Genomic DNA, 26,520 nt, shown 5'->3' on the forward strand with positions numbered 1-26,520 from the left:
GTCTCGGCCGTCCTTGATGGCGCTCCGATGTGGAATCTCCTCGGAGATGTTCTCCACGGCCGCGTTGTTCGCCGGGGCCACCACCATTTCGAAGCCGACCACCTCGGGCCAGAGTTTGCGCACCCGTCGTCGCGTCCTGCCCTCGCCGGTCCACTCATGGGTGCGTTCGGTGAAGGCGTCGAGTGGGTTCTCACACGCCGACAATCGGCGTGCTCGTTCGACGACGTTGGACGCCAGGATGTCCCGGAGCATGGTCGTCTTGCCGGTTCCGGGTGGGCCGTTCACACCCATCAGACCTGGGCCGCGCGACGACATCAATGCGGGGGGCTTGCAGATGCCCCGTGTGCTCGTGGGCAGTCGCATTCGAGGAACTCAGCGCTGCCCGCAGTGCCTGGATGGCGCACTTGTCCTCCTCTCCGAGTCTCAGCGCGGGCATTCCATCCCCCCGTCTGCCCTTCGCTCTCTCCCCCCGGACAACGACGTCCGTTCAGTTCCGGTTCAGCCCGAACCGACGCGTCATCAGCGCGTCCTTGTAGTGCTTCTCCGCGGCGTCGATCTCCGCCTGCGGGGTGTTGGAGCCGAACACGCGGAGCAGGCTGAAGGTGTAGCGGCTCGGCTGGGCGGGGTCGAGGGCGAGGGCGTCGCGCAGGGCCGCGTTCCCGCCGTGCCCATCCCGGGCGTAGGCCTCCCACCGACCAAGCACGCCACGCTCGCCGTCAGCCTTGCCCACATAGCACTGGCCCTCGGTCTCATCGGCGATCAGGTAGATCCCGCGTACAGCCTGCAGGGCGGTGCGCCAGCCGGCATAGCGGGTCTCGGCGACCATCGACTGCAAGCCCCCTTAGCTGAGCAGCACGTGGTCGAACCCGGGGAACGCCTCCGTGGTGGGATCGGCGATCTCCAAGACGGGGAACCGTGCCGCGGACGAACCCCGCATTACCCAGTTTCTGACGCCTCCGGACCACCCCACCACAAGGCGCTCCTCAAGGGCGGCCAGCAGCGGCGCCGGCACGACGTTGTAGTACCGGTGCCGCTGCGTGCGCTCGGCCACGGATTCCCCACGGTTCTCGTACACGGCGGTGAGGCGAGAGCGAAGCGCGCCCTCGGCCATGAAGACCAGCCAGAAGCGGGCAGGCTCCTTCGGGAACTTCCCGCTATGGAGCTGCTCGCGCGTGTAGGCGAGCACGCGCTCGGGCGTGGCCGCGGCCCGCGAGGGAAGCCCATCCGCCTTGTATGTGTGACGGATGGCAAGAACCTCGTGCGGGTCCAGGCCAGCGGCGTCGAGCACCGCCCCAAGAGTCAGGACGAACGGCTCGGGAACCGGATCAGAGTGCGGCATAGGACCTCATTCTGCTCATGGGACGGATCCACATCGACAGATTGACACTTCAGACTCACAGTCGACCACCAAGGGGGGCTCTCAAGAGCGGCAGTGTCAGTCTCCCGCCCCTCTGGCCGCCACCAGTCGGTACCGGGTGTCCTTGTGGCCCTGCCCGCCGGCCATCTCCACGAGCCCCTCGACCAGGGGGCGTCGCAGGGCGTAGCGGATCTGCCGCGCGGTCAGCATGGTGGCCTCCTCCAGGTCGCGGATGCCCACCGCCTCCCCCGCGGCCAGGGCACCGAGGACGCGCCCCTCGTGGCGAGTCGGCACGGAACTGGACGGCACGGCCGACGACGGTGTCCCAGCCTTCGCCCCGGGCGTCACCTCCGCGGGAGACGTCCTCGCGACCTCTACGGCAGGCTCCCGCCGATGCGGCAGGACCCCCTCGGGCCGCGGCCGCCAGAGCAGAGCCTTGAACTGGACGCCCGTGTCGATGAGCTGAGGCCGGTCCAGCCCCCACTGCCGAGCGGACCGGAACACCTCGTGGATGCCGCCGCCCTCGCCCTCGATGACGGAGGCGCCGTCCGGCGTCGTGAGCTTCTTGGCGATCTGGTACAGCCGCTGATTGACGGCGGCCTGGGCGTGTTCGTCACTTTCGAGCTGGGTGAGTGACACTCCGCGGAGGCCGCCCGGGCTCTGGATGAACAGGGCCCGGTCCGTGAGCCGCACCTGGATGGCCTTGCCCGCGCCGAGGGTGTCGGGGCCGAGGTCGCGGTGCACGAGGGCGTTGCCGAGGAGTTCACGGACGGCGGCGAGCGGGAGCTCGGGGCGGCGCTCGAGCTGACCGTCGGGGCGGTACACGTGCTCGGTCCCGAGGTTCTGGCGCACCCAGGCCATCACCTCGTCGAGCAGCACGGGGACGGGGCCGGTGAAGTCCGTGAGGTTGCGGCTGCGCGCCTGCCCCTCTCCCCCGCGCACCTGGACGGCGGCGGTGACGGTGAGCCCCGGATAGCGGCCCTGCGGGTAGTCGCCGAGGGCGTAGAGGCCGGCCAGGGTGGGCTCCCCGGCGGCGGTGAGGACGTTGGTCTGGCGGAGGATCTCCTGGTGCGTGCGGTCACGGAGGCGGCGGTCCCGCTCGCGCACGGCCGCCACGTAGTCGGTCACGAGCTCGGGGACCAGGTCCTCCTCGCTCATCCCGGTGACGGGCTTGACGTCGTAGTCCACGCGCTCGTCGGCGTGGAGCTTGGCGACCTCCAGCATGCGCAGCTCGTGCGCGTGCATCACGTAGTCGCCGTCGGACTGGCGGAGATAGGCCTGCCCTCGCACCGTGGCGGGCCGGTCCGTGAGGCGCAGGGGCACCACGTGGGCGACGAGCACGTCCTTCCCGTCCAGGCGGAAGACCTGGGGCAGGAGGGTCGGACTGGGCGTGACGGCCTCGCGCGCCTGGGCCACGAGCCCCGCCTCCAGCACGGCGACGTCGGGCACGCCCACCACGCGGAACTCGCCGTGCGCCTCGTCGACGCCGCAGACGACGGTTCCACCGGCGGGCATGTTGGCGAAGGCGCAGAGCGTCTCCGGCATGGAAGGGACGCCGCCCGTCGCCCGCTTGACCTCGACCGAGGTGGTGTCGCCACGGCGCGCGCGGAGGGCTTCGAGGGTGGCCGTCAGATCATCAGAGGACCAGTTCACAGTGACAACTGTAAGTCATGGTGTCAGTGTCATGACGGGCGCTTCCCGTGACGACCGTTCAACCCGGACCCCGGCGACGTCGAAAACCTGGACGAGGTGCGCCTCCGCGGCGGCATGAACGTGTGCCCGCAGGAGATCGAGGAGGTCCTCTACGAGCACCTGGCGGCGGCGGAGGCCGCCGTGGTGGGCGTGCCGCACCCGGAGCTCGGCGAGGAGGTGGCCGCCTACGTGACGCTGGCGCCCGGCGCGACCGCGACCGAAGAGGAGCTCGTCGCGCACGTGAAGTCCCAAGTAGCGCCGTACAAGTACCCGCGCAGCGTGGTGGCGATGGACGGCCTGCCGAAGACGGCGACCGGGAAGATCCTCAAGCGGGAGCTGGCCACGGCGCAGTGAGGCGGGGCCGGCCCCGGGCAGGGCCCGGGCTCTTGGTCCACAGGACCGCAGGTTTCCGTCAGAACCTGGGCCGTCGGCTCAGGTTCTTACCGAAACGCGCGGTCCGCGCGCGGCGACGGCGCGATCGGCGACGCCACGGGGAGCGCCGACAGCGCTGGGGTCGCTGACGGCTTTCAGTAGGCTCAGACTCACCACGTGGGCGCCATGGTGGATGAACCCGGCTCCCGGAGGGCGCGTCCCACGCGATACGCCCGTGGTCCGAGACCTCGACGGAATGGAATCCCGTGTCGACCTTCCAGACCCCCCAGTACACGATCGTCGAACTGCTGAACAAGGCTCAGTGCGGCGAGCTTCAGCTTCCCGACTTCCAGCGGCCTTATCGGTGGGACGACGAGCGCATCCGGTCCCTGCTGGTCACGATCCTCCGCGGGCACCCCATGGGCGTCATCATGACCCTCAAGACCGGAGGTCATAATGTCCGCTTCAAGCCGCGCCCCATCACCGGTATCGGCCACGAGGGCCTGAAGGAGCCCGAACTCCTTCTTCTGGACGGTCAGCAGCGCACCACATCGATGGTGCAGGCCCTCACGGGGGATGGCGTGGTGGACACGGAAGACGCGCGCCATCACAAGCTGAGGCGCCGATACTTCGTGGACGTGGTCAAGGCACTGGGCGATGTCCGGGAACAGGAGGACGCCGTCGTGTCTCTGCCGGACTCGGGCATCGTCACGGGGAACATCGGCCGAGACGTCGTGCTGGATGTGACGACGGAGGAGAAGCAGCACGCGGCGGGACTCATGCCTGCCACGGTCCTCTTCGACAGTGCACGCTGCTTCGCGTGGATGATGGGCTACCAGCAGGGCGCCCCGGAGCGGATGGCCGTCACCCAGCAGTTCCTCTCGACCGTGGCCCAGTCCGTGCAGACGTACAAGGTGCCCGCCATCGAACTCGACAAGGACATCTCCAAGGACGCTGTCGCCACCGTCTTCGAGAAGGTGAACACGGGCGGTCTGCGCCTCGACGTCTTCGAGCTCCTCACGGCCACTTTCGCGGGCGACGGCGCCTACTTCAAGGAGACGGGCGAGGACTTCCGTCTGGCTGAGGACTGGGCGCGCACCGAGGAGGTGCTCCACAAGCACCCGGTGCTCAAAGAAATGAGGAGCACAGACTTCCTCATGGCTGTCTCCGTGCTGATCACCCTGTCCAAGCGCCGCACAGCCCTGGCCGCCGGCAAGACGGGCAAGCAGGTGCCCCAGACCAGCGCCCGCCGTGAAGACATCCTCAGCATGAGTCTGGACGACTACCGGACCTGGGCTCCTCAGCTGCGGGATGCCTTGCCTAGGGTGGCCAGGCATCTCCGCGATCTCCACATCCACGAGAGTCGGGGCATCCCGTACAGCTCGCAGGTCGTTTCGTTGATGATCGTCACCACCCTGCTGGGCGAGCGAGCTGAAGAGCACGCGGTGCGCGCGCGCTTGAACCAATGGTTCTGGTGCGGAGTTCTGGGCGAGCTCTACGGGTCTACGATCACGACCCAGCTGGCCAAGGACGCGGAGCAGTTGCCCGATTGGTCTCTGGCCAAGAGCTCTACCACTCCGGAGGCCATCATCCGCGCCAGCTTCGCGGAGTCACGTCTCGGTTCTCTGCGCTCACGGCAGTCCGCCGCCTACAAGGGCGTCTACGCGCTGATCATGGCGCAGCAGACCCCCGTGAAGGACTGGATGTTGGATCAGAAGCTTGACTTCCAGTCGTATGACGAGCTGCAGGTCGACATCCATCATGTCTTCCCCAAGAAGTGGTGCGAGGACAACGCGATCGAGTATTGGCGACGCGAGAGCATCATCAACAAGACTCCTCTGGCGAAGAAGACAAACATCCGCCTGCGGGGCGACTCACCCGCCGTCTACATCGACCGCCTGGATGCGAAGGGCCTCAGTGCGGAACAGGTGGACGCGCAGATTGCGACCCATGCGATTGACCCGGCGTTTCTCCGGGCAGGGGACTTCGACGGCTACTTCCAGGATCGTCGCCGTCGACTCGTGGACCTCATTGAGAGCGCCATGGGCAAGTCCGTCGTTCGCGACTGGAACGTTGATTCCGAATCAACGGATGCACCCGCGAACTTCAATGAGCCAGCGGCATCGACGGGCGGTGTCTCCATTGGGGGCGAGCCGACACCGGACAGGACCCTCTGATCCTATCGGAGGCGAACTGGCCCACCGCTCTCGGACCGGCTCATGAGGAGACGGCTCAGCTCTGCGCGCGGTACTCGGAGGCGAGCATCGCGTAGGTGACGCCGTCGATCCACCCGCGGGTGAGATGCAGCGGCTCCTCCTTGAGCGTGCCCTCGTGGCGCAGCCCCACCTTGGCCATGACGCGCAGGCTGGGCGCCTTGTCCGCGAAGGCCTCCGCCTCCACGCGGCGCACGCCCAGGCCGGTGAAGGCGAGGTCCAGCAGGGCGCGGGCCTGCGCGGCCACGGCGGCGTACCAGCCGGTGCGAGCACGTCCGAGGCGGCGAGGTAGTCGGCCAGGCGGTCCGGGTCGGAGGGCTCGCCGCCGGGAACCTTCACGAGGGAGCCGTCCGCGAGCTCGATGCGCATGTACTGCGCCTGGCTGCCCGTGTACGAGCCCGCGTTGGCGCAGCGGGACTGGTAGCCGGCCTGGCAGATCTCGCACGTGTTGTCGGAGAGCATGAAGGAGCCGATCACGAAGTCGCCGAGCTCGAGGGTGGCCACGTCCTCGTCCTTCTCCACGATCGTGCCCACGTACTCGTGGCCCATCTGCCGGTGGTCCACCTCGTTGTGGCCGCGGTACGGCCACAGGTCCGAGCCGCGCACGCACGCGGCGGCCAGCTTGAGGACCACGTCCGTGGGCTTCACGACGCGCGGGGTCTCCACGGTCTCCACGACGACGTCGCCCGGCGCCCGCATGACGACGGCCTTCATGGTGGCGGGGATCTCGAGGTCGGTGGGGGTGGGCGTCTCGGTGCTCATGGTCGGTCCTCTCGTCTGAGCCGGGGATGTCGCGGAGAAGTCTCCTCCTCCGCCGGGCACGGGGGCGACGGCTGAGGGGCGGCGGCCCCGCGTGAACGGGGTGGCAGTCCTAGTCACTTCGTTCACCCATGCTCGGAATTCGCAACGACCTGGTCAGGTTGTTGCATAGAAGCCACGCGGCGCCTGACGGCACTGAACTGTGCAGAGGGCATCGGGATTTCACTCGCGACTCGCGGTGGCGCAATCACATAGAAGGACCGGCCGCTAGCCGGGTTCTGTGCTTGTCACGGGCACATAGCGCTTGCGTCATTGTCCTCAATGGCCCCTGGCAGCAGATCGGCGAGTGTCTCGAGATGCGCCTCAGCTTCGTCCTGGAGACCCAGGGCGGCGATCCGAGTCGCGAGATGTTCCAATAGCTCCTGAGCCCTCGCCGAGGGCGCATCGGCCCATGCCTCAGCCCACTAACCCCCCACCTCGGCTTGGCAGCTGACGAAGATGAGCCGTTCGATGTCGTCGGCAGGGATGCCGCGTTCTTCAGCCCGGGCCTGCATGGTGGTCACATAGGTTTCGTACCGCTCCGCGTAGCCCCAGTTGCCGCCGATTTCCACATTCGCGGCCACGACGTCGACGCTCCTCCGAAACCACATGCGGACGACCGAATCGAGCACGGGCGAGACCTCCTGACCCTTCACCGGCTGGGCCTTGGTGAGGAAGTACATGTACTTGGTGCCAAGAGCTGGACCCAAGTGCTTCGGGAATCCTCGGTCGCGCTTCTCACTGTGGCGAGCATCCCGCACGCGCTGATATCCCCCAACCCCGCCCTCCGCAAGGGTCACGCGGGTCAGGTCGGCGAGGCCATCGAGGAAGTGGGGCTCGGCAATCATCTGGGCTACGCGTGAGGGGCCATAGCCCACGCGGCCATAGCGCCCGATCATGGCAACTAAAAAGGCCGTCATCTACGCGGCACGGTCATCGACGGCAGCCTTCCCGGCCAACTCCGTGACGTTCTCACGCGTCAACGGGTCCCCGTGCAGGACAGCAGGCCACCCACCCAGCAGGTCACCAATAGGTTCGGCATCCCCCAACGCCTTCTCCCACGAGAACCGTTTCCATATCGTGGGCTCATCCTTGGGCTCGCCGGCTGCAGTCCATCGGTCGATCGCCGTCCGAAGGGAATCAAGGACGGGAGTCGTCATATCGGGGAGCATACCGATCCCGGCGCGCCAGGCAAATAAGGCGCAAACCAATCTCAGTCTGCAGTGGCTTCATGGAAACGGTACAGCAGTTCTTTCAGCGACTCGGCCAGCGCCGCCTGGGCCGTCCGGTCTCCCAGCGGGCCGTCCTAGGGGAGGTTGGTGTCCACCAGGACGCCGTCGATGACGACCTCGAGAAGGCCCCCGCCACCGAGGCGTACTTCGAGGACTCCCCCTGACATCACCCTGCCCCGCGCGCACGCCCAGCCCTCGTGCGCATCCGCCGGAGCAATCGCCTTCTTTGGCAACGCCTCACGCAATGCCGCGCCGAGTGTTCGGCACGCCCACACCTCGTGGGCGGCCCGGCGCTACGCTCTGGACTGTCGCCATGCCCGAGGACCTCGGATCACCGTGGGCCCACTAGAGTCGCCGCCCTCGCCGCTTTCAGGCGGGGCCGCGGACCGGCGTGTCAGGTTCAGCGGCGGGTTCAGGTCTGCGATCACCCCGCGCTCAACCGCGGCCAGCGTCACCCTGTCCGACGGAGGCGTCCAGACATGCACCGCGAGGTGCTCGGTCATCCACCCGGTCAGTTCGACCTCCGACTCCCCCGTCAACGCGAACGTGGCCAGCGCCGCCGAGTTCACCGGCACCGTCGCCCGCGGCACAGGTAGCAGGCGCAGCTCATCCCGCAGCGGCGCGGCGAACGTCCTCCGCACGGCCGACCGGCCCGTCTTCCCGATCCCGAAGTGCTGCCGTACGTCCCGCCGCGCCAAGCTCTTCTCCGTCTGGCTGATGTAAAGGAGGCCTCCGTGACTTCCCGAGGAATGCGGTTCACCGCCTATTTGATGGCCCGCAGAGGCCGCCCTGAAGACCATTAGAGACGTAGGTCAATCCACCTTTTTGAGAATTCACGAAGTTTACTCCTGCCAACTTCATCATTGAATGCCAAGGCTTGACCTGCCTCTACATACCAGGCAGTCCACAGATTTCGAACCTCGGATGGAATTGGCGCTTTCAACAGCCTCGACCTCTGAACGGATTTGATCATGTTTTCAAAAAACGTGACAAACGGGTACTCTGAATCGTCACGGGCCATTTTTTTAGCGGCAGAGACGTCCTCAATTGCCCTCATTACATTTACCCAAAAATTATCTGCCGTTGAGTTTTTCAACGCAATCCGAAAACGCACCGTCGCCGCCGTATTGTAAACAAAGGCGTCCTCGTGTCGGGTAATAGCGAAATCCACAAATCTCAGTGCATCTACACTATCACCAGCCCTACTTGCACAAAGGGCGCGCTGCTCCCAGTATCGCGAGTTCCATCCAAAAAGCTGCTCGAGATCCGCGTAAAACTCCAACGCGCGCCTCCGGCCTAGCCATTCGGTCACCCTCTCCTCGTCCATAAGGACTTGAGACGCCCTATAGGAAGGAGTTCCGCTCTGAATGGCCGCAATATTAAGAGTGGGAGAAAGGGCGCGACAAAGAGAAATAAGAATATCGAAGATCCAGCTTGGGCGCTCCGCCCGAATTCTCTCCAAAAAAAGCTCTGCATGTTTCTTATTTGTTACTTGAAGTATGCCCTCCCTGTCGCGCACTAGAGGGTTCAGGTGGGGGTTCTTTTCTATGCACCGCAAAACGCCCTTGGGAGATTCAGCAGCTATTGAGGAAATCCAGCCGATGCGTGCACCCTTAGCGGGCCGATCTAGCAGTGCACAGGCAAAATAAATACTTCTGGCGTTCACATCAAGCTTAAGGAGATCCTCCTGGACCCTCTCTGACAAATCGCGCCCCGTAAAGAACTCACTAATAAGGCTTGCGAAGTCGTGTACACCGAGGCTTTCAATTTCCTTTTCGGCCGCAGCGTCAGACCTTCTTATCCAGTTAGAATTGAGGACGCCGTGCTCTCTCATTTTGGCATAAAGGTCGATTCTCGTTGTATGTTTAACCCCACCCGGAACCTGTACTTTAGTAAAGGATCCCCAGCGCTCAAGACGAGACGATAGAAGGTTTCTATCTACGCAGACAATCTTTAGCGGAATCGAGGCTTCGTTTGCCTTTGCGAGAGTTGCGGAAATATCCGCACTAAACAGGCCGGCATGATCGACATACAAAATAGTATTCGGCTGATCAGCTAGGTAGGAAATTACGGCGCCGGGATCGATACGCTCTTCCTCTCGAAAAGCAAATACATTCCAACCCTTGCGAGCTAGAGAATCGAGCGCCTGGATCACTACAGTCGACTTACCGCAAAACGGCGGCCCCGAAACGAGTACCCTAGACTCATTAGACAATAGAGCCTCTTCAATTTCGCGCGTCAGTCCACGATCGACTGTCATCCCCCTTCGAACGTCATTGAGGGTAGGCTCCGCCCCCGTCAGGACATTAGTTCCCCCCATAGGAACCTCGAAGCCATCTCCAAACAGGCGCCACTGTTGGACGAACTTCATGATCGTTCGAGAAACTGTGCTTGCCCCGGAATTGTCCTTAGTGAACCTAGCCTTCTGGTCCGGAAGGCGCTTCATCATGTTCCGAAGAAATTCCTCGGCACTTACTTGGAGATGCCCAAATCCCCACTGCTCATATTCACGAAGCTCGAAACTCTTGGCCTCAGACGGCCTAACAATTATTGAAGGGTACGGTCCGCTTGACGTGTCGTCCCGCTCCTTAAGCGCCCGGGCGAGATCTGCTTCGTTTGACATTGACGCGCCCAACACTACAACTGGCCCCGCTGATATGAGCTCATTAAATTGTGCGGATAGTGATCGTGGTGCTCGTATAATGTCGGAGTATTCAGCGCGCGAGAACACAATAGACTCCGGACGATTAGCAATGCCATGCAGATGGACCACAAGGAACTTGCCGTCCCTGAAGCCATCGTTAGTATCTTTCCAAGTTCTAGATTCACACGATGATCCTAGGGATTGCTCTATGGCATCATCGACGTTAAATGTCCAGGCAACCTCAAAGCCGACGTCTTTGAGCAAGTGCACCCAGGAGGCGGGTTTAGTATCAAAGAATCTCTCCCGAAACCACGTATCGCGTGATTTTCCAGAAATCGTGGTGGAATTTTCTATTAGTCCATAGAGACGGTCTGTTTCGAGATCTCTACAGTCTTCATCCAGGCCAAAATCTCTAAACATCTCGCGGCCCAGCTCCCAGCCCCCGGGGAGATGGCGGCCATCAGCACTGGTTGAATCGAGCGAAAATCCGGCACCAATCAGGAGGGTGTACTTCTTGCGAAAAAATCCGTCAAAAAAGTCGTCCCAGGGAAACTCGTCAATATTCCAGATCAATTCGCTCACGATCCATTCTGTAACAGCTCTTAGAACCCACCACTCCCCCCGCCATCCTGAGCGAGGTTGCTGAAGCGACTGTAGTGCCCCTGGAACCCCACCACAATGGTCTTCGTGGGCCCGTTGCGGTGCTTGGCCACGATCAGGTCCGCCTCGCCGGCGCGGGGGGACTCCTTGTCGTACACGTCCTCGCGGTGCAGCAGGATCACCATGTCCGCGTCCTGCTCGATGGACCCGGACTCGCGCAGATCGGACACCTGCGGCCGCTTGTCCGTCCGCTGCTCACTGCCACGGTTCAACTGGCTCAAGGCGATCACCGGCACGTCCAGCTCCTTGGCCAGCAGCTTGAGGGCACGGGAGAACTCGGCCACCTCCTGCTGACGGGACTCCACCTTCTTGCCCGAGCTCATGAGCTGCAGGTAGTCCAGCACCACCATCTTGAGGTTGTTCTTCTGCTTGAGCCGCCGACACTTGGCGCGGATCTCCATCATGGTCATGTTCGGGGAGTCGTCGATGAAGAACGGCGCCTCGTTCAGCCGCCCCACCGTCGCCGCGATCTTGGACCACTGGTCGTCCCGGATGGTGCCCTTGCGCAGGTCCTGCAGCGCGATCGTCGCCTCCGCGGACAACAGCCGCATGGCGATCTCGTTCTTGCCCATCTCGAGGCTGAAGAACACGGTGGCCATGTTGTGGTGGATGGCCGCGGCCCGCGCGAAGTCCAGCGCGAGCGTGGACTTGCCGACGGCCGGGCGCGCCGCGATCACGATCATCTGCCCGCCGTGCAGGCCCTGCGTCAGCTCGTCGAAGTCGTAGAAGTCCGTGGGCACGCCGGTCATGCCCTCGCCCTGGTTGCCCGCGGCCTCGATCTCGTCGACCGCGTGCTCCATGATCTCGGAGAGCTGGACGTAGTCCTCGGACTGGCGGTTCTCCGCCACCTTGTAGATCTCGGACTGCGCCTCGTTGACGATCTCCTCGACCTCGCCGTCGCCCTGGTAGCCCAGCTGCGTGATCTTGGTGCCGGCGCCCACCAGACGCCGCAGGATGGCCTTCTCGGCCACGATCGCCGCGTAGAAGTTGGCGTTGGCCGCCGTCGGCACGGACTGGATGAGCTCGTGGAGCACGGCGGGGCCGCCCACGCGGCTCAGCTCCTGGCGCTTGTTCAGCAGGTCCGCCACGGTGACGGCGTCGGCGGGCTCGCCGCGGCCGTAGAGGTCGATGATCGCCTCATAGATCATCTCGTGGCTGGGGCGGTAGAAGTCATGGCCGCGCAGCAGCTCCACCACGTCCGCGATCGCGTCCTTGGAGAGCATCATGCCGCCCAGCACCGAGCGCTCCGCCTCCAGGTCCTGGGGCGGGAGGAACCGCTCGGTGGAACGGCCGCCGTCGTAGGAGCCCGAGTCTCCGTAGTTGTCCGTCACTGCGGAGACTCCCTTCCCCGGCCCCCACGACGGCGGCCCCCATGGCCGGCGCACGCCGACCCCTGATCCTGCTGGTCCCCACGGTGAACCGCCGCACCCACCTGCGAGAGGCGGATGCGGCGGCCCCCGGCCGCGACGATCATGCAAGCGGATGCGCGCCTGGCTCGAGGGCCTGGGGCCAATACCCGCTCTCGCGTTGGGGATACTTCGGGACACTACGCGCGGTCAGGGGGCCGGGCAAGCACGTTGTCCACAGGCAGTGTGGACAACGGGTGGATTCTGCGGCGTGTCGTGTGGACGCCCTGGGGACGGCGCTGTGGACAGCCCTGTGACGCCTCCCAGAATCGGCGCCTGACCTGGCGTTTTTCCATCCCCATGACTGTGGAGAAGAAAATTCTTCCGCTCCTGGAGAGCGCGGTGTCGACTTGACACAGGCCCCCCTTGCCCCCGTCTCTCCCCTCTGGCAACGGGGGTTGGCCCGCATTCCATCCACACCGTCCACATCTGTGGACAAACGCTGTGGACAAACCCGCCTGACCTGGGGAGAGCCAGCTTGACACCTCCTGTTAACCCGGAGGACACTCCCGTCGCCGCGGCCTCACCCCCGCCGCGGGCTGAGCGCCGCCGGGCCGTGCTGCCGCACCATGTGGACCAGCGGCGCGACGGCGCTCATCCGATCCTGCGCCTCGAGCCCCTTCCCCAGCCGGGCCAGCTGCAGCTCGTACCAGGGCAGGGCCAGTGCCGGCCCGAGCGTGGAGTCCACGGCGGCGAGGCCGGTCTTCACGCGCGGCAGCTCCACCTCGATCTCCTGCCCCGCGATCGCCCGGGCGGCCAGCTCCGGCTCGATCACGAACGGCCGGGCCAGGCCCACGACGTCGGTCACCCCGTCCGCGAGCGCCGCCGCCATCGTCGCCGCGGAGCGGAATCCGCCGGTCAGCATGACGGGGACGTCGGTGACGTCCCGCAGGCGGCGGGCGTACCGCTCGAAGTACGTGCCGCCGTCGTTGTTCCCGCCCATCATGGCGGGGCTGGTGTAGGAGCCGCCGGAGACCTCGAGGAGGTCCAGGCCCAGCTCGCCCATGCGCTGGGCCACCTGCCGCGAGTCCTCCTCCGTGAGGCCGCCCTCGGAGAAGTCGGAGGAGTTGAGCTTGAGGCCGATCGGGAAGGCATCCCCGAGCTCCTCGCGCAGCGCGGCGTAGATCTCCACGAGGAAGCGCATGCGCCCCTCGAGGTCCCCGCCGTAGCGGTCCGTGCGGCGGTTGGCCTCGGGCGAGAGGAACTGGTTGACGAGGTAGCCGTGCGCACCGTGGATCTGCACGCCGGTGAAGCCCGCGGCCCGGGCGTGGGCGGCCGTGACGGCGAACCGCTCCACGATCCCGCGCACCTCCTGCGTCTCCAGGGCGCGGGGCGTGCCGAAGAAGCGGCCCGCGGAGCCGCCGAGGGGCACCGCGCTCGGGGCGGCGGGCGTGCGCATCACGGACTTCGGCGCCTGCCGGCCGGGATGGTTGAGCTGCATCCACAGGTGCGCGCCGCCCTGAGTGCCGGCCTCGGCCCAGCGGCGCAGTGCGGCCGCGTGCCGGCCGTCCTCCACCGCCACGTTGCCCGGCTCGCCCAGGGCGTGCTCGTCCACCATCACGTTGCCCGTGATCAGCAGGCCCGCGCCGCCGCGCGCCCAGCGCCCGTAGACCCGCTCGTGGGCCACGGTGGGGGCGAGGTCCTTGCCCGCGAGCGCCTCGCTCATGGCGGACTTGGCGATGCGGTTCTTCAGCACGGCCCCGCTCGGCAGGGTCAGCGGGGCGCCGAGGCGGGCGCCGGCGGCGCGGGGATCAGTCGTGGGAGCGGAGTCGGGAGTGGGGGCAGGGGTCGCGTCGGTCATGCCCCCACCCTGACACGCGGCACCCGCACCGGGCACCCGGCGACGACGGCGTCGGCCGGCCCGGGCGTTCCTCTCACGCTCGGCGTAGCGTCGCCCCTGAAGACCCGCCCGTCCGGGCGCCCGCCGACCCTCAGGAGTGCCGCGCATGAGCACAGCCCACGATCCCGCCCCCTTCGAGACGGAGCTGCAGCTGCGCTGGTCGGACCAGGACGCCTACGGCCACGTGAACAACGGACGGCTGGTCACGCTGGCGGAGGAGGCCCGGGTGCGCGCGCTGGCCGATTGGGCCGACTCCTTCACGCCGGGCAGCGGCGCGCTCGTGGTCCGAACGCTCCACCTCGAGTACCTGCGCCCCGTGCAGTACGCCCCCGCGCTGACGGCCCGGGTCTGGGTCTCGCGGATCGGCACCACCTCGTTCGTGCTGCAGCACGCGCTCATCCAGGACGGCGCCGTGGCCGTGACCGCCGAGGCCCTGATGGTGCATCTCACCGCGGACATGAGCGCCACCGCGCCGCTGTCCCCGACCCTGCGGGAGGCCTTCGAGGCGGTGCACCGCCCCGGGGTGAGCGCCGCGCAGGACCTCTGACGGGACGACGGCGCCGCATCGTCCGGGCGTGAACTGCTCCCGGACGGTGCGGCGCCGTCGTCGTGCCCGGGAGGGCCCTCAGGCGTCCGAGCCGGTGCCCGGATCCGTGGCGGACAGCGCGGGCGCGGCCGGCGCGGCGGCCGCCTCCTCGGCCACGGGCTCGAGGATGGGGTTCTCCGGCAGCTTCCGCACCTTCTTCGGGCGCCGCGAGCGCGCCGGGATGAGCGAGCGCATGTTCTCCAGCTTGCCGAAGCACAGCAGGCGGTCGCCCTCCTCGAGCACCTTGGAGTCGGCGGGGTTGGGGAACACGGACGTGCCGCGGTGCAGCGTGAGCACCTGGACGTCCTTGGCCAGCAGCCCCGAGTCCTCGATGCTCTCGCCCACCATCTCCGAGCCCGCGTGCACCGCGACCTCGGCCACCCCGTAGCCGCGGGAGACGGAGAGGCGCTGGCGCACGTCGATGTCCGGGAAGCCGGCCTGGTCCGCGATGTAGTCCACGATCGCGCCCGCCACGTCCAGCTCGGTGGCCGCCTCGATGCCCTGCAGGCCGGGCGAGGAGTTGACCTCCATGACCAGTGGCCCGTCCGTGCCCTCGAGCATGTCCACGCCGGCCACGCGCAGACCCATGATGTGGGCGGCGCGCAGGGCGGTCTCCTCGTACTCGGGCGTGAGCTCCACGCGCTCCACAGACCCCCCGCGGTGCACGTTGGAGCGGAACTCGTCCCCCTGGGCGCTGCGGCGCATGGCCGCCACCACGCGGTCCCCCACCACGAGCGCGCGGATGTCCTTGCCCTTGGACTCCTCCACGAACCGCTGGATGAGCACCTGCTGGTTCGTGCCGTGCAGCGTCTCGATGATCGCCTCGGCCACCTTCTTCGTGGGGGCCAGGATCACGCCGATGCCCTGCGTGCCCTCGAGCAGCTTGATGACCACGGGGGCGCCGCCCACCATGTCGATCGCGGACGACACCTCGCCACGGTTGCGCACGAACACCGTGGCCGGCATGGCGATCTGGTGGCGGGAGAGGATCTGCGTGGCTCGCAGCTTGTCCCGCGAGTTCATGATGCCGGCGGCCGTGTTGGGCGTGTAGACGTCCATCTGCTCGAACTGGCGCACGACGGCGGTGCCGAAGTAGGTGACCGAGTTGCCGATGCGCGGCAGCACGGCGTCGTAGGAGGAGAGGGGACGGCCACGGAAGGTCAGGTCCGGCTCCTCCGTGGAGAGGTCGATGCCGAAGCGCAGCGTGTCCAGCACCTTCACGTCATGGCCGCGCTCGAGGGCGGCGGACTTGAGGCGCTGGGTGGAGTAGGCGCGCGGGGAACGGGAGAGGATCGCGAGCTTCATCGGGTGTTCCTGCGAAGATGGGTCACGTGACCGAATCTAAGCACACGCAGGTGTCCATCCCCGCAGGTGTCCACACCGGTCACGACGGCGGCGCGGACGCCCCCGGCGCCCGCGTCGGCTGGCGTGAGTGGGTGGGCCTGCCCGGGGCGCAGACGCCGTGGATCAAGGCGAAGATCGACACCGGCGCCCGCACCTCCGCGCTGCACGCCTTCGGCATCCGCCGGTTCGAGCGCGAGGGCGGCGACTGGGTCCGCTTCGAGGTGCACCCGTGGCAGACCTCCGCCGCGGACGCACGGGTGGTCGAGATGCCGATCGCCGACGTGCGCGCCGTCCGCTCCTCGAACGGGAACGTCCAGGACCGCATCGTCGTCGTCATGCCGCTCACGCTCATGGGCCGCACCGTGCAGGCCGAGGTCACGCTGACCCACCGCGACGAGATGGGCTTCCGCATGCTCGTGGGCCGCACCACCCTCGCCGCCGCCGGGCTCCTGGTGGACCCGGCCGCCTCCTACCTGGGCGGCCAGCCGCCGCGCGGCGTGCGCCGCCGCAACCGGGGCGCGCTGTGAGCGCACCCGGCCGCCACGACGGCGACGCGCCCCTCGCGGAGCCCACCCGGGCCCCACGCGGCCGGCGGCGCACCCGCGAGTCCTTCCGCCTGGGCGAGGTGGAGGTGCGCCCCGGGCACCGCCGCGAGGTCTCCCTGCCGATCTCCCGCCTGGTCACCGGCGCCGAGGTCACCCTTCCCGTGCACGTCCTCCACGGCCGGCACGACGGCCCCACGGTGTGGGTGTCCGCCGCGATCCACGGGGACGAGGTGGTGGGCATCGAGGTCATCCGCCGCGTGCTGCAGCGCCTCTCCCCCGGCCGGATGCGCGGCACGCTGCTGGCTGTGCCGATCGTCAACGTGCTGGGCGTGATGGCCGGGGACCGCTACCTCCCGGACCGCCGGGACCTGAACCGCTCCTTCCCCGGCGCGGCCCGCGGCTCGCTCGCGGCCCGGATCGCTCACCTGATGATGACGCAGATCATCAGCCGCTGCGAGGTGGGGATCGACCTGCACACCGGCGCCGACCGCCGCTCCAACCTCCCGCAGATCCGCTGCGACCTGGAGGACCGGCGCACCCGGGAGCTCGCCGAGGCATTCGGTGCGCCCGTGCTCTTCCACGCCAAGCTGCGCGACGGCTCGCTGCGCGCCGCCGCCCGGGAGACCGGCGCGCGCGTGCTCCTCTACGAGGCCGGCGAGGGCTGGCGCTTCGACGAGTACGCGATCGCCCCCGGCGTGGACGGCGTGCTGCGCGTGCTCACCGCGCTCGGCATGGTCGACGGCGGAGACGTGGGCGTGGCGCTGCCCCCGGCGTCGGCCGAGGACGCGGCCCAGGCGGCCGACGTCGTGGTGCCCCTCGGCGACGCCACCACCGAGGTCCCCGAGGCCCTCGACGCGATGGGCGAGGACGCGGAGATCGTGCACGCCAGCGTCGTGGACGGCGAGCAGGACGCGCCCCTGACCGTGTGGCACTCCAGCTGGGTGCGGGCCCGCGCCGACGGCCTGCTGCACCTCGAGGTCACCCTGGGCCAGCAGGTGCGGGCCGGGGAGAGCATCGGCGCGCTCTACAACTCGTTCGGCCGGCGGCTCTCGGACGTGAAGGCGGAGCTGTCCGGCGTGGTGATCGGCCGCACCGAGGCCCCGCTCGTGCACCGCGGGGACGCGCTGGTGCACATCGGCGAGCTCGGCGGCCGGCCCGGCTCCACGTTCCCCACCCCCGACGGCGGCCGGCGCCTCCCCCCGCGCGTCGCCGAGGGCGACCCGGAGGCCGCACGGCGCTCCGCCGAGGACGACGAGGGCTGACACCGTCCGGAGGTGCGGGCGTCTCGTCAGGATGGGGGGACGACGACGCCCCGGCCTGCTCGAGCGAGCGGACCGGGGCGGCGTCGGGGTGATCGGCGAGCCGATCGGTCAGAAGCGGATGATCACTTCTTGGAGGCCTTGGCGGCGACGACCTGCAGGTCGATCACGGCCACGACGTCCTCGTGCAGGCGCACGTGGGCCTGGTGGGTGCCCACGGACTTGATGTGGGCCGGCAGGGTCACGGTGCGCTTGTCGATGGAGCCGAGGCCGGCGGCCTCGACGGCCTCGGCCACGTCCGCGGCCTGGACGGCGCCGAACAGGCGGCCGCCCTCACCGGCGGTGCGCTCGAGCTTCACCGTGGCGCCCTGGAGCTTGGCGGCCAGGGCCTGCGCGTCCTCCAGGTTGGCCACGGCGCGCGCGGCGCGGGCGTTCTGCATGGACTCGACCTGCTTCTCCCCGCCCTTGGACCACACGGTGGCGACACCGCGCGGGAGCAGGTAGTTGCGGGCGTACCCGTTCTTGACCTCGACCACGTCACCGGAGGCGCCGAGACCGGCGACCTCCTGGGTCAGGATGAGCTTTGCCATCTGTCTTCCTTCCTCTGCTCGATCAGCCGCGGCCAGCGCCGGCGTAGGGCAGCAGGGCCACCTCACGGGCGTTCTTGACGGCCTGGGCGATCTTGCGCTGCTCCTGGACGGTCACGCCGGTCACGCGGCGAGCGCGGATCTTCCCGCGGTCCGAGATGAACTTGCGCAGCAGGGCCACGTCCTTGTAGTCGATCTCCGTGATCTTGGCGGCCTTGAGCGGGTTGGACTTGGGTTTGGGCTTGCGGAGTTCAGCCTTCGCCATCGTGGTGCTCCTCAATGTTCTCTGGAGCCCGCAGAACGGTTCTGCGGGATGGGATCACGCGGCGACCCGGAGGGGCCGCTGCCGCGTGAGAGGCGCCCCGGCGGTGCCGGGGTGCTCGGGGTGGTCCGCCGGGGGGGCGGGCCTCCGGGCGACGTGCGCCCGGACGGAAGTCGTCTCGGTGTCCTTCGGTCCCGTGGCGGGACGGCTCAGAACGGAGGCTCGTTGGAGGAGGGGGTGTCCCATCCTCCGCCGCCGCCGCTGCCGGCCCAGGGGTCCTGCGGAGCAGCGTTGGCGCCGCCCTGCTGACCGCCCCAGCCGCCGCCCTGCTGACCGCCGCTCTGCTGACCGCCGCCGAAGCCGCCGTCGTTGGAGCCGCCGCCGGCGTTGCCGCCGAAGCCGGAGCCGCCCTGCTGGGGACCGCCGAAGCCGCCGCCCTGCTGGCCGCCGCCGAACCCACCGCCGCCGCCGCGCTGAGAGCGCGTGACCTTGGCCGTGGCGTACTTCAGCGAGGGGCCGATCTCGTCCACGTCCAGCTCGTAGCTGGTGCGCTTGTTGCCCTCGCGGTCGTCGTACGTGCGCGCCTTGAGGCGGCCCTGGGCGACCACGCGAGTGCCCTTGGTGAGGGTCTCGGCCACGTTCTCGGCGGCCTCACGCCAGATCGACGCGCGGAGGAACAGGGTCTCCCCGTCCTTCCACTCGTTGGTCTGACGGTCGAACGTGCGCGGGGTGGACGCGATCGTGAAGTTCGCGACCGCCGCACCGTTCGGGGTGAAGCGCAGCTCGGGGTCGGCGGTGAGGTTGCCGACCACGGTGATGACGGTTTCTCCGGCCATGGTCACTCCTGGTGTTCGCGGGAACGGGCGGGTGGTCAGGACACCCGGACGAACGAGGTCACTCGGCGGTGACCTTCTGCTCCTCGGGACGGATGATCTTGGTGCGCAGGATCGTCTCGTTGATGTTCAGAAGACGGTCCAGCTCCTGGGTGGCGGCCGGCTCCGAGTGGAAGTTGACGACCACGTAGATGGCCTCGGACTTCTTCTGGATCTCGTAGGCGGTCTTGCGACGGCCCCACACATCGACATTGTCGATGGTGCCGCCAGCGTTGGTGACGACCTCAAGGTACTTCTTGAGGGTCGGCTCCACGGTGCGCTCGTCGACCTCAGGGTCGATCAGCACCATCAGCTCATAAGCACGCATGCGAACCCACCTCCTCTGGGCTTGCGGCCACGGTCTCTCCGTGGCAGGAGGTTCTGTGCTTGTCCCCGCGTGGGTGTCCGCGCTCTTCGGCGGCACGCAGGGAACCAATCGAGTCTAGCAGGTGCCGGGCACCGATCAGCCGGGGACCGATCCGCCGGGGGCCGATCCGCCGGGCACCAATCCGCCGGGGGCCGATCAGCTGGGGGCCAATCAACTGGGGGCCGATCAGCTGGGCGCAGTACTGCCAGGTAACGCCGGGGGTTACTTGGCAGTACTGCGCCCAGCTGATGGGTGCTCCGCTCATGACTGCCCCGCACCTGACGACAGCGCTCCGACCGCGCCCATCTCATGCCTCTCCTGCTCATGCGTGGCCCCGCTGCCGAAGAAGCCGGGCCACCCGCTCCACGAAGCGCGGCCACTCCGCGAGGCCGAAGACCTCCTTGTCCACCCGCAGCACCTCGACGCCCGCATCCCGCAGCTCCTCGTCGCGGCGCATGTCCCGCCGGTACTGCGCGGCGTGGGTGAAGTGATGCTCCCCCTCGTACTGGATCGCCAGGCGAGCGCGCTCGTAGAACAGGTCCACCGACGTGGACTGCAGGACCCGCCCCAGGGCGTCGCGCAGGAGCACCACCGGGGGATTCACCTCAGGCTCCGGCAGCCCTGCCTCGACGAGACGGAGCCGCAGTCGCGTCTCCTGCGGGGAGTCCGACCCCTCCCGGACCCGCTCGAGCACCTCTCCCATCACGCTCCACCGGCGCAGGCCGCGCCACTCCTCCGCGCCCTGCCACATCGCCGTGCGACTCGCCAGCGGGTGCCTCCATCCCCTCGGCAGGCTGCCGCGGGGGCCGTCGGCCCGGCGCAGGAGCGAGTCCCCGGCCACCACCAGGTCCTCCACGGGCAGACCGCTCGCGGTGAGATCGGCCCACGTGCGGACCGGACTCGTCACGGAGTAGGCGTCGTCGTCCTGCCCCAGCGTGATGACATGCCGCTCCGGGTCCAGGCGCAGCCGGTGGCCGTGCGCGCCCTTCACCCGCGGCTGGGCTCCGGGCCGCACGCGTGAGAGGTGCGGCCGCACCTGGCCGCCATGAGGGAGCCAGATCCCCCACACGGCGGCAGCGGTGTTGTGACTGAGGACCAGGCTGCGGTCGCGCCGAGCATGCGCGATCGCGGTCTGCAGGGGGTCCGGTGGGGATCCCCGACGACGGCGCAGCCCGCGGCCGGCGGCCTCCAGGTCGCTCCGGCGCGCTCGGCTCGTCGTCAGACCTGCCGTCACCGCGCGGTCGACGGGGAACACGGACTCGGGCAGGGCGTCGAGAGGATCACTCACTCCCGCAGTGAAGCGCGGCGCAGCGCCTCGCCGGCATGCCCGCGGCCCATCTGTGCACAGGAACTCGGCCCGCGGAGCCGGTGCAGGAGCCGACGTCGAGGGCTCCAGGTCTCCCCACCGGCAGATCGGATGGCGGGATGCTCCGCCGAACGGACCGCCGAAGGGACCGCCGTACAGGTCGATGGACGGGTGGCCGTACGGGTGGCCGTACGGGTGGCCTTACGGGTGGCTGGACGCACCGCCGGCCAGCCGCCCACTAGCTGGGCGCAGTACTGCCAAGCAACGCCGGGGGTTACCTGGCAGTACTGCGCCCAGCTGATGCCGCGCCGCGCTCACCTCGCCCGGACCACGCCGGCTCGCGCCCCGCCTCCCGCTCACACCCCGCCCCAGGACTCCGTACCCGCCTCCCGCTCACACCCCGCCCCAGGACTCCGGGCCCGCCTCCCGCTCACACCCCGCGGAAGAACTCCCGCACCGCCGCGCTCAGCCACGCGGGGTCCTGCGCGCCGCACATCTCCCGGGCGGAGTGCATCGAGAGCAGGCCGATGCCCACGTCCACCGTCCGCACGCCCAGGCGCGTGGCGGAGATGGGGCCGATCGTGGAGCCGCACGGCATGTCGTTGTTCGAGACGAACGTCTGGAACGGCACGCCCGCCGCCGCGCACCAGCGCGCGAACGCGGCCTCGCCCTCGGCGTCCGTGGCGTAGCGCTGGTTCGCGTTGATCTTCAGCAGCGGGCCGGCGTTGACGCGCGGGTGGTTCACGGGATCGTGGCGCTCGGCGTAGTTGGGGTGGACGAGGTGCCCCGCGTCCGCGGAGAGCAGCCACGAGCCCGCCCGCGAGCGCGCCCTCCCCTGGCCGCTCACGCCGAGCGCGTCCAGCACGCGGTCCATGACCTCCTCGAGCAGCGGCCCGCCCGCACCGGTGCGCGTGGCCGAGCCCACCTCCTCGTGGTCGAAGGCCGCCAGCACCGGCACGACGACGCCGCCCGCACCCCCGGCGCCCTCCTCGCCTGAACCGGGGGCCAGGGCCTCCATGGCCGCCAGCCCGGCGTGCACCGAGGAGAGGTTGTCGAGGCGGCCGGAGGCGAAGAACTCGCCGTTGGCGCCGAACGCCCCCGGGGCCTGTGCGTCCGCGACCACCACGTCCACGCCGCGCACCTCCGCCACGTCCACGCCCGCCTGGGCCGCGAGCAGCTCGATCACGTTGCCGCCGAGCTGCACGGACGCGGTGTCCCCACCGGCGGCCGAGCCCACGGCCGCGACGATGGGCTGCGTGTGGCGCTGGCGCTGGAGGGCCAGGCCGTCCGAGTTCACGTCGCGGTCCAGGTGGACGGCCAGCTGGGGGATGCGGCCCACGGGCCCGGTGGCGGCCAGCACCTGGGTGCCGTCCGCGAGCACGAGCCGGCCGGCGAAGCGCAGCTCCCGGTCCAGCCACGAGTTCAGCAGCGGCCCGCCGTACACCTCGACACCGGCCTGGACCCAGCCGTCAGCCGTCACGCTCATGTGCTGCGGCTTGAGCTTGAAGCCGGGGGAGTCGGTGTGGGCGCCGAGCACGCGGAACGTCGGAACGCCGCCCACGCCCCGGCCCGCACGTCCAGCCGCACTCCCGTCCGCACGTCCAGCCGCACTCCTGTCCACACTCCCGTCCGCGCCCTCCGGCACGATCCAGGCGATCACGGCGCCGTCACGCACCACCACGTACCCGCCGGGGGCGGCCGGGAAGTCGGCGGCCTCGTCCAGGCGGGTGAAGCCCGCGGCCTCGAGCCGGCGGGCGGTCTCGGCGGCGGCGTGGAAGCTGGAGGGGGAGGCCTGCACGAACGCGGCCAGGTCCTGCAGGTGGGCGGAGAGCGCGGGGGTGTCCGGGGTCACGGTGGTCATGTCCCGACCGTACCGCGCACCCCGGACGCGGCACCCGCACCGGGCACCTGCCTGCACCTGACGGCCGGCGGCCCGCGGCCCGCGGCCCGGCACCCCGCGCCCGGCATCCCACGTCCGCGCCACGCCCACGCCCGCGCCCCGCCCCCGTAGCCTGGGCGCGTCGCCGTCGTCGAGCGAGGAGGAGACGCCGTGGAGATCCTGACCGCCATGGCCGTGGGGGTGTTCCTCATGGTGGCCTGGACCGTGGGCGGCTGGCTGATCGTTCGCATGGGCTTCGCCCGGGACAGGGACGGCGCCCCACACCGCACCCCCGGCGCCCCCGCCGTGGACCCCGGCACCGACCCCAACGCGGCCTGGCGGGCGCAGATGAAGGCCGCGACCGCCGCCTCGGGCGCCGTGTGCGCGTGCCCTCAGCCGGCCGGAGCCGCCGACGGCCGCGGCGCGGGTGCCGGCGTCACCGGCGCCGACGTCGTCGAGCCCTCCCCCGACTGCCCGATCCACCGCTGGGACTTCGCCTGACCGGAGCCGACCGCGCCGGGTGTCCCGAACGCGCCGGCGAGCGGGTCGGCGTCGGGACCGGCGCCCTCGGACTGCTTCACCAGGTCCTCCTCCGGGTGCAGGATCTCCCGCACCACGCGGGCGCAGAGCCAGAGGACGGCGAGCATGTGGGCGAGGATCGCGGCCACGTACACGGAGTCGTCCATGGAGTGCTGCGGCATGGAGCCGGCGGCGGTCTTGGCCAGGTACATCCACACGGCGAAGAAGTGCAGGGCCTCCACGGTCTGCCACACCCAGAAGTCCCTCCAGCGCGGCAGGGCCAGCGCCATGAGCGGGATCAGCCAGATCACGAACTGCGGCGAGTACACCTTGTTCGTCAGCACGAACGCGGCCACCACGAGGAACGTCAGCTGCCCCAGGCGCGGGGTGTGCCGCGCGCGCACGCCGAGCACGAAGATCGCTGCGCAGCACACCGCGAACGCCCCGTAGGCCAACAGGGAGAGGGAGTCCGCCGGCACCCTCCCCCACCCGGCCTGGACGGCGACGACGTCCCACGCGTGCCACACGCTCGACAGGCCGGGGCCGCGCTCGCCGGAGAAGGTGAAGAACACGGACCACGCGTCGAAGTTGGCCACCATGAGGGGCACGTTGACGGCGGCCCACGCGAGCAGGGTGCCCGCCGTCGCCGTGAGGAACGGCGCCCAGCGGCGCGAGCGCACGGCCAGGATCAGCAGCGGCCCGAGGATGAGCAGCGGGTAGAGCTTCGTGGCGGCGCCGAGACCGAACAGCACACCCGCCCAGCCGGGCCGCCCGCGGGAGAACACCCACATGCCCCACGCCATCAGCGCCACGGCCCACAGGTCCCAGTTGATGGTGCCGGCCAGGATGATCCCGGGGGCCACGGCCACCATGAGCCCGTCCGTCCAGCGGCGGCCCGCGGTGCGCACGGTCAGCACGGCGACGGCGGCCCACAGCCCCGTGACGAACAGCAGGTTCACGATCCAGAACACGAGCGTGCCCTGCTCGGCGTCGAACGGGAGCCCCTGCGTGATCTGCGCGATCACCGACCCCACGAGGGACATCAGCACGGGGTACTCGAAGGTGGACCCGGCCGCGAACGGCGCCCACGCGTTCTCCGCGAACCCCCGCCCGCCGTACAGCGCCGCCCAGTCCGAGTAGCACCCGGCGTAGTACACGTTGGGCGCGCCCCAGCCGTTCAACAGGCACGGCGCCTTCTGCAGAAGGCTCACGACGGCGGCCAGCGCCACCAGCAGCCCGGCGAGGGCCGCGGGCGAGGCCCAGGATCCGGTCCCCCGGCCGGGGCCGTTCGCGGCCAGGCCCCCGGGGAGGGCGAACCGGCCCGCCCCGCGCCCGATGCGCGCCGCCGAGGCCGCCGCGTGTGCGCCCTCAGCGGAACGCGCGGCGGCGCCACGGCCCTGCTCGGAGGCCTCCCGGGAGGGCCCGGAGAGGGCATGCGTGGGCGGCTCGTCAGGGGTGGCGGCGTGCGCCGGGGCCGGGCTCATGCTCCCATCCTAGGAAGCGCGGAGGACACCTCGCCGCGCCCCCGCGCCCCCGTGCGTCGTAAACTGGGGGCGCTGTTCCCCCGGGACAGTGCGCCCGCGCACCGCTGCGCGGGCCCCTTGTGCGCACCCGCCGCGCCGAGCATCCATCCCGGATCCGCTGAGGAGAGAACCTGACCGTGGCCAAGAACCCCATCCGCGTCGCCATCGCCGGCGTGGGCAACTGCGCAACGTCCCTGATCCAGGGCGTGGAGTACTACCGCGACGCCGCGCCCACGGACGCCGTGCCCGGCCTGATGCACGTGCAGTTCGGGGACTACCACGTCTCCGACCTGGAGTTCGTGGCCGCGTTCGACGTGGACGCGAAGAAGGTGGGCCTGGACCTCTCCGAGGCGATCCTCGCCTCCGAGAACAACACCATCAAGATCGCCGACGTCCCCCACGCCGACGTCACCGTGCAGCGCGGCCCCACCTTGGACGGCCTCGGCAAGTACTACCGCGAGACCATCGAGGAGTCGGACGCGGAGCCCGTGGACGTCGCCCAGGCGCTCAAGGACGCGAAGGTGGACGTGCTCGTCTGCTACCTGCCCGTGGGCTCGCAGCAGGCGGCCGAGCACTACGCGCAGGCCGCGATCGACGCCGGCGTCGCCTTCGTCAACGCCCTGCCCGTGTTCATCGCCGGCACCCCCGCGTGGGCCGAGAAGTTCACCGCGGCCGGCGTGCCGATCGTGGGCGACGACATCAAGTCCCAGATCGGCGCCACCATCACCCACCGTGTGATGGCCAAGCTCTTCCAGGACCGCGGCGTGACCCTGGACCGCACGTACCAGCTCAACGTCGGCGGCAACATGGACTTCAAGAACATGCTCGAGCGCGAGCGCCTCGAGTCCAAGAAGATCTCCAAGACGCAGGCCGTCACCTCCAACACCACCGCGAAGCTCGCGGCGGACGACGTCCACATCGGTCCCTCCGACTACGTGGCCTGGCTCGACGACCGCAAGTGGGCCTTCGTGCGCCTCGAGGGCCGCAACTTCGGCGACGCCCCCGTCAGCCTCGAGTACAAGCTCGAGGTGTGGGACTCCCCCAACTCGGCCGGCGTGATCATCGACGCCGTGCGCGCCGCGAAGATCGCCCTGGACCGCGGCACCGGCGGCCCGATCCTCTCGGCGTCCTCGTACTTCATGAAGTCCCCGCCGGTCCAGCACAACGACGACGAGGCCCGCGAGCTCGTCGAGGCGTTCATCCGCGGCGACATCGAGCGCTGACGGACCGCACGCCGCACTGGGCGCAGTACTGCCA

The 26,520-nt window shown here is 69.0% G+C and carries 24 protein-coding genes and 2 pseudogenes; 8 read left to right on the forward strand and 18 right to left on the reverse strand.

Annotated elements, in window-relative coordinates:
• Positions 1-487: 487 nt before the first annotated feature.
• The 3 genes from LG274_RS08195 to LG274_RS08205 all read right to left on the reverse strand — a co-directional run bounded on the left by LG274_RS08195 (position 488) and on the right by LG274_RS08205 (position 3,010).
• Positions 488-826, reverse strand: coding sequence for a GIY-YIG nuclease family protein (locus tag LG274_RS08195; protein ID WP_404463868.1), 339 nt, complete (start codon positions 824-826; stop codon positions 488-490).
• A gap of 15 nt (positions 827-841) precedes the next feature.
• A complete protein-coding gene (locus tag LG274_RS08200; RefSeq protein WP_404463870.1) occupies positions 842-1,339 on the reverse strand; it encodes a hypothetical protein in 498 nt (165 codons plus the stop codon).
• Between the two features lie 96 nt (positions 1,340-1,435).
• Complete coding sequence (locus LG274_RS08205; RefSeq protein ID WP_404463872.1) at positions 1,436-3,010, reverse strand: ATP-binding protein; 1,575 nt, start codon at positions 3,008-3,010, stop codon at positions 1,436-1,438.
• A gap of 99 nt (positions 3,011-3,109) precedes the next feature.
• Between LG274_RS08205 and LG274_RS08210 the strand changes: the two are divergent.
• Together LG274_RS08210 and LG274_RS08215 are read left to right on the forward strand one after the other, a co-directional pair.
• Positions 3,110-3,403: pseudogene (locus LG274_RS08210) on the forward strand (long-chain fatty acid--CoA ligase); the annotation flags it as partial.
• A 284-nt stretch (positions 3,404-3,687) separates the two neighbouring features.
• The gene (locus LG274_RS08215; protein WP_404463874.1) at positions 3,688-5,598 is read left to right on the forward strand and encodes a DUF262 domain-containing protein; all 1,911 of its coding nucleotides are present in this window, start codon (positions 3,688-3,690) and stop codon (positions 5,596-5,598) included.
• Between the two features lie 55 nt (positions 5,599-5,653).
• On the opposite strand, the gene LG274_RS08220 is transcribed toward LG274_RS08215, so the two are convergent.
• From LG274_RS08220 to LG274_RS08230, 3 genes and pseudogenes are all read right to left on the reverse strand, one after another.
• Positions 5,654-5,881, reverse strand: coding sequence for a GNAT family N-acetyltransferase (locus LG274_RS08220; RefSeq protein ID WP_404466083.1), 228 nt, complete (start codon positions 5,879-5,881; stop codon positions 5,654-5,656).
• Between the two features lie 140 nt (positions 5,882-6,021).
• A pseudogene (locus tag LG274_RS08225) lies at positions 6,022-6,396 on the reverse strand (alcohol dehydrogenase catalytic domain-containing protein); the annotation flags it as partial.
• A gap of 461 nt (positions 6,397-6,857) precedes the next feature.
• A complete protein-coding gene (locus LG274_RS08230; protein WP_404463876.1) occupies positions 6,858-7,352 on the reverse strand; it encodes a hypothetical protein in 495 nt (164 codons plus the stop codon).
• Between the two features lie 311 nt (positions 7,353-7,663).
• Here LG274_RS08230 and LG274_RS08235 point away from each other — a divergent pair, with 311 nt between their 5' ends.
• Entirely contained in the window at positions 7,664-7,828 is a 165-nt protein-coding gene (locus LG274_RS08235; protein WP_404463878.1) for a hypothetical protein, read from the forward strand.
• A 129-nt stretch (positions 7,829-7,957) separates the two neighbouring features.
• Here the strand turns inward: LG274_RS08235 and LG274_RS08240 are convergent, their stop codons facing one another.
• The 4 genes from LG274_RS08240 to LG274_RS08255 form a co-directional block, all read right to left on the reverse strand.
• Positions 7,958-8,464: a GIY-YIG nuclease family protein gene (locus tag LG274_RS08240; protein WP_404463880.1), complete on the reverse strand. Its 507-nt coding sequence runs from the start codon at positions 8,462-8,464 to the stop codon at positions 7,958-7,960.
• Complete coding sequence (locus tag LG274_RS08245; protein WP_404463882.1) at positions 8,464-10,890, reverse strand: SIR2 family protein; 2,427 nt, start codon at positions 10,888-10,890, stop codon at positions 8,464-8,466. The genes LG274_RS08240 and LG274_RS08245 overlap by 1 nt, the downstream gene beginning before the upstream one ends.
• 20 nt (positions 10,891-10,910) lie before the next feature.
• Positions 10,911-12,299: a replicative DNA helicase gene (gene dnaB, locus LG274_RS08250; protein WP_404463884.1), complete on the reverse strand. Its 1,389-nt coding sequence runs from the start codon at positions 12,297-12,299 to the stop codon at positions 10,911-10,913.
• Positions 12,300-12,897: 598 nt separating this feature from the next.
• A complete protein-coding gene (locus LG274_RS08255; RefSeq protein ID WP_404463886.1) occupies positions 12,898-14,175 on the reverse strand; it encodes an NADH:flavin oxidoreductase/NADH oxidase family protein in 1,278 nt (425 codons plus the stop codon).
• A 145-nt stretch (positions 14,176-14,320) separates the two neighbouring features.
• Here LG274_RS08255 and LG274_RS08260 point away from each other — a divergent pair, with 145 nt between their 5' ends.
• On the forward strand, positions 14,321-14,761 hold the full coding sequence (locus tag LG274_RS08260) for an acyl-CoA thioesterase (RefSeq protein WP_404463888.1): 441 nt from the start codon (positions 14,321-14,323) through the stop codon (positions 14,759-14,761).
• 78 nt (positions 14,762-14,839) lie between these two features.
• Here the strand turns inward: LG274_RS08260 and rimK are convergent, their stop codons facing one another.
• Positions 14,840-16,105: a 30S ribosomal protein S6--L-glutamate ligase gene (gene rimK / locus LG274_RS08265; protein WP_248116775.1), complete on the reverse strand. Its 1,266-nt coding sequence runs from the start codon at positions 16,103-16,105 to the stop codon at positions 14,840-14,842.
• Positions 16,106-16,131: 26 nt separating this feature from the next.
• On the opposite strand from rimK, the gene LG274_RS08270 reads away from it, so the two are divergent.
• Positions 16,132-16,671 (forward strand): RimK/LysX family protein, encoded by a 540-nt coding sequence (locus tag LG274_RS08270; protein WP_248116773.1) that lies wholly within the window; start codon positions 16,132-16,134, stop codon positions 16,669-16,671.
• A gap of 89 nt (positions 16,672-16,760) precedes the next feature.
• Positions 16,761-17,951 (forward strand): succinylglutamate desuccinylase/aspartoacylase family protein, encoded by a 1,191-nt coding sequence (locus LG274_RS08275; RefSeq protein ID WP_404466039.1) that lies wholly within the window; start codon positions 16,761-16,763, stop codon positions 17,949-17,951.
• Between the two features lie 122 nt (positions 17,952-18,073).
• Here LG274_RS08275 and rplI read toward each other — a convergent pair whose 3' ends face one another.
• The 6 genes from rplI to LG274_RS08305 form a co-directional block, all read right to left on the reverse strand.
• Positions 18,074-18,538, reverse strand: a complete 465-nt coding sequence (gene rplI / locus LG274_RS08280) for a 50S ribosomal protein L9 (RefSeq protein ID WP_248116771.1) — start codon at positions 18,536-18,538, stop codon at positions 18,074-18,076.
• 22 nt (positions 18,539-18,560) lie between these two features.
• Positions 18,561-18,800 (reverse strand): 30S ribosomal protein S18, encoded by a 240-nt coding sequence (gene rpsR, locus LG274_RS08285; RefSeq protein WP_002857788.1) that lies wholly within the window; start codon positions 18,798-18,800, stop codon positions 18,561-18,563.
• Positions 18,801-19,006: 206 nt separating this feature from the next.
• Complete coding sequence (locus LG274_RS08290) at positions 19,007-19,633, reverse strand: single-stranded DNA-binding protein (RefSeq protein WP_298714566.1); 627 nt, start codon at positions 19,631-19,633, stop codon at positions 19,007-19,009.
• 58 nt (positions 19,634-19,691) lie between these two features.
• The gene (rpsF, locus tag LG274_RS08295) at positions 19,692-19,997 is read right to left on the reverse strand and encodes a 30S ribosomal protein S6 (RefSeq protein ID WP_248116767.1); all 306 of its coding nucleotides are present in this window, start codon (positions 19,995-19,997) and stop codon (positions 19,692-19,694) included.
• A 361-nt stretch (positions 19,998-20,358) separates the two neighbouring features.
• On the reverse strand, positions 20,359-21,324 hold the full coding sequence (locus LG274_RS08300; protein ID WP_298988211.1) for an endonuclease domain-containing protein: 966 nt from the start codon (positions 21,322-21,324) through the stop codon (positions 20,359-20,361).
• 448 nt (positions 21,325-21,772) lie between these two features.
• Positions 21,773-23,203 (reverse strand): M18 family aminopeptidase, encoded by a 1,431-nt coding sequence (locus LG274_RS08305; protein WP_298710857.1) that lies wholly within the window; start codon positions 23,201-23,203, stop codon positions 21,773-21,775.
• A 189-nt stretch (positions 23,204-23,392) separates the two neighbouring features.
• Between LG274_RS08305 and LG274_RS08310 the strand changes: the two genes are divergently transcribed.
• Complete coding sequence (locus tag LG274_RS08310; protein ID WP_298710855.1) at positions 23,393-23,722, forward strand: hypothetical protein; 330 nt, start codon at positions 23,393-23,395, stop codon at positions 23,720-23,722.
• Here the strand turns inward: LG274_RS08310 and LG274_RS08315 are convergent.
• Complete coding sequence (locus tag LG274_RS08315; RefSeq protein ID WP_404463893.1) at positions 23,614-25,224, reverse strand: glycosyltransferase family 87 protein; 1,611 nt, start codon at positions 25,222-25,224, stop codon at positions 23,614-23,616. The genes LG274_RS08310 and LG274_RS08315 overlap by 109 nt on opposite strands.
• A 176-nt stretch (positions 25,225-25,400) precedes the next feature.
• Here LG274_RS08315 and LG274_RS08320 point away from each other — a divergent pair, with 176 nt between their 5' ends.
• Positions 25,401-26,486: an inositol-3-phosphate synthase gene (locus LG274_RS08320; RefSeq protein WP_248116758.1), complete on the forward strand. Its 1,086-nt coding sequence runs from the start codon at positions 25,401-25,403 to the stop codon at positions 26,484-26,486.
• Positions 26,487-26,520: the final 34 nt, after the last annotated feature.

The sequence above is a fragment of the Micrococcus antarcticus genome, from assembly GCF_044872765.1.
Classification (GTDB): domain Bacteria; phylum Actinomycetota; class Actinomycetes; order Actinomycetales; family Micrococcaceae; genus Micrococcus.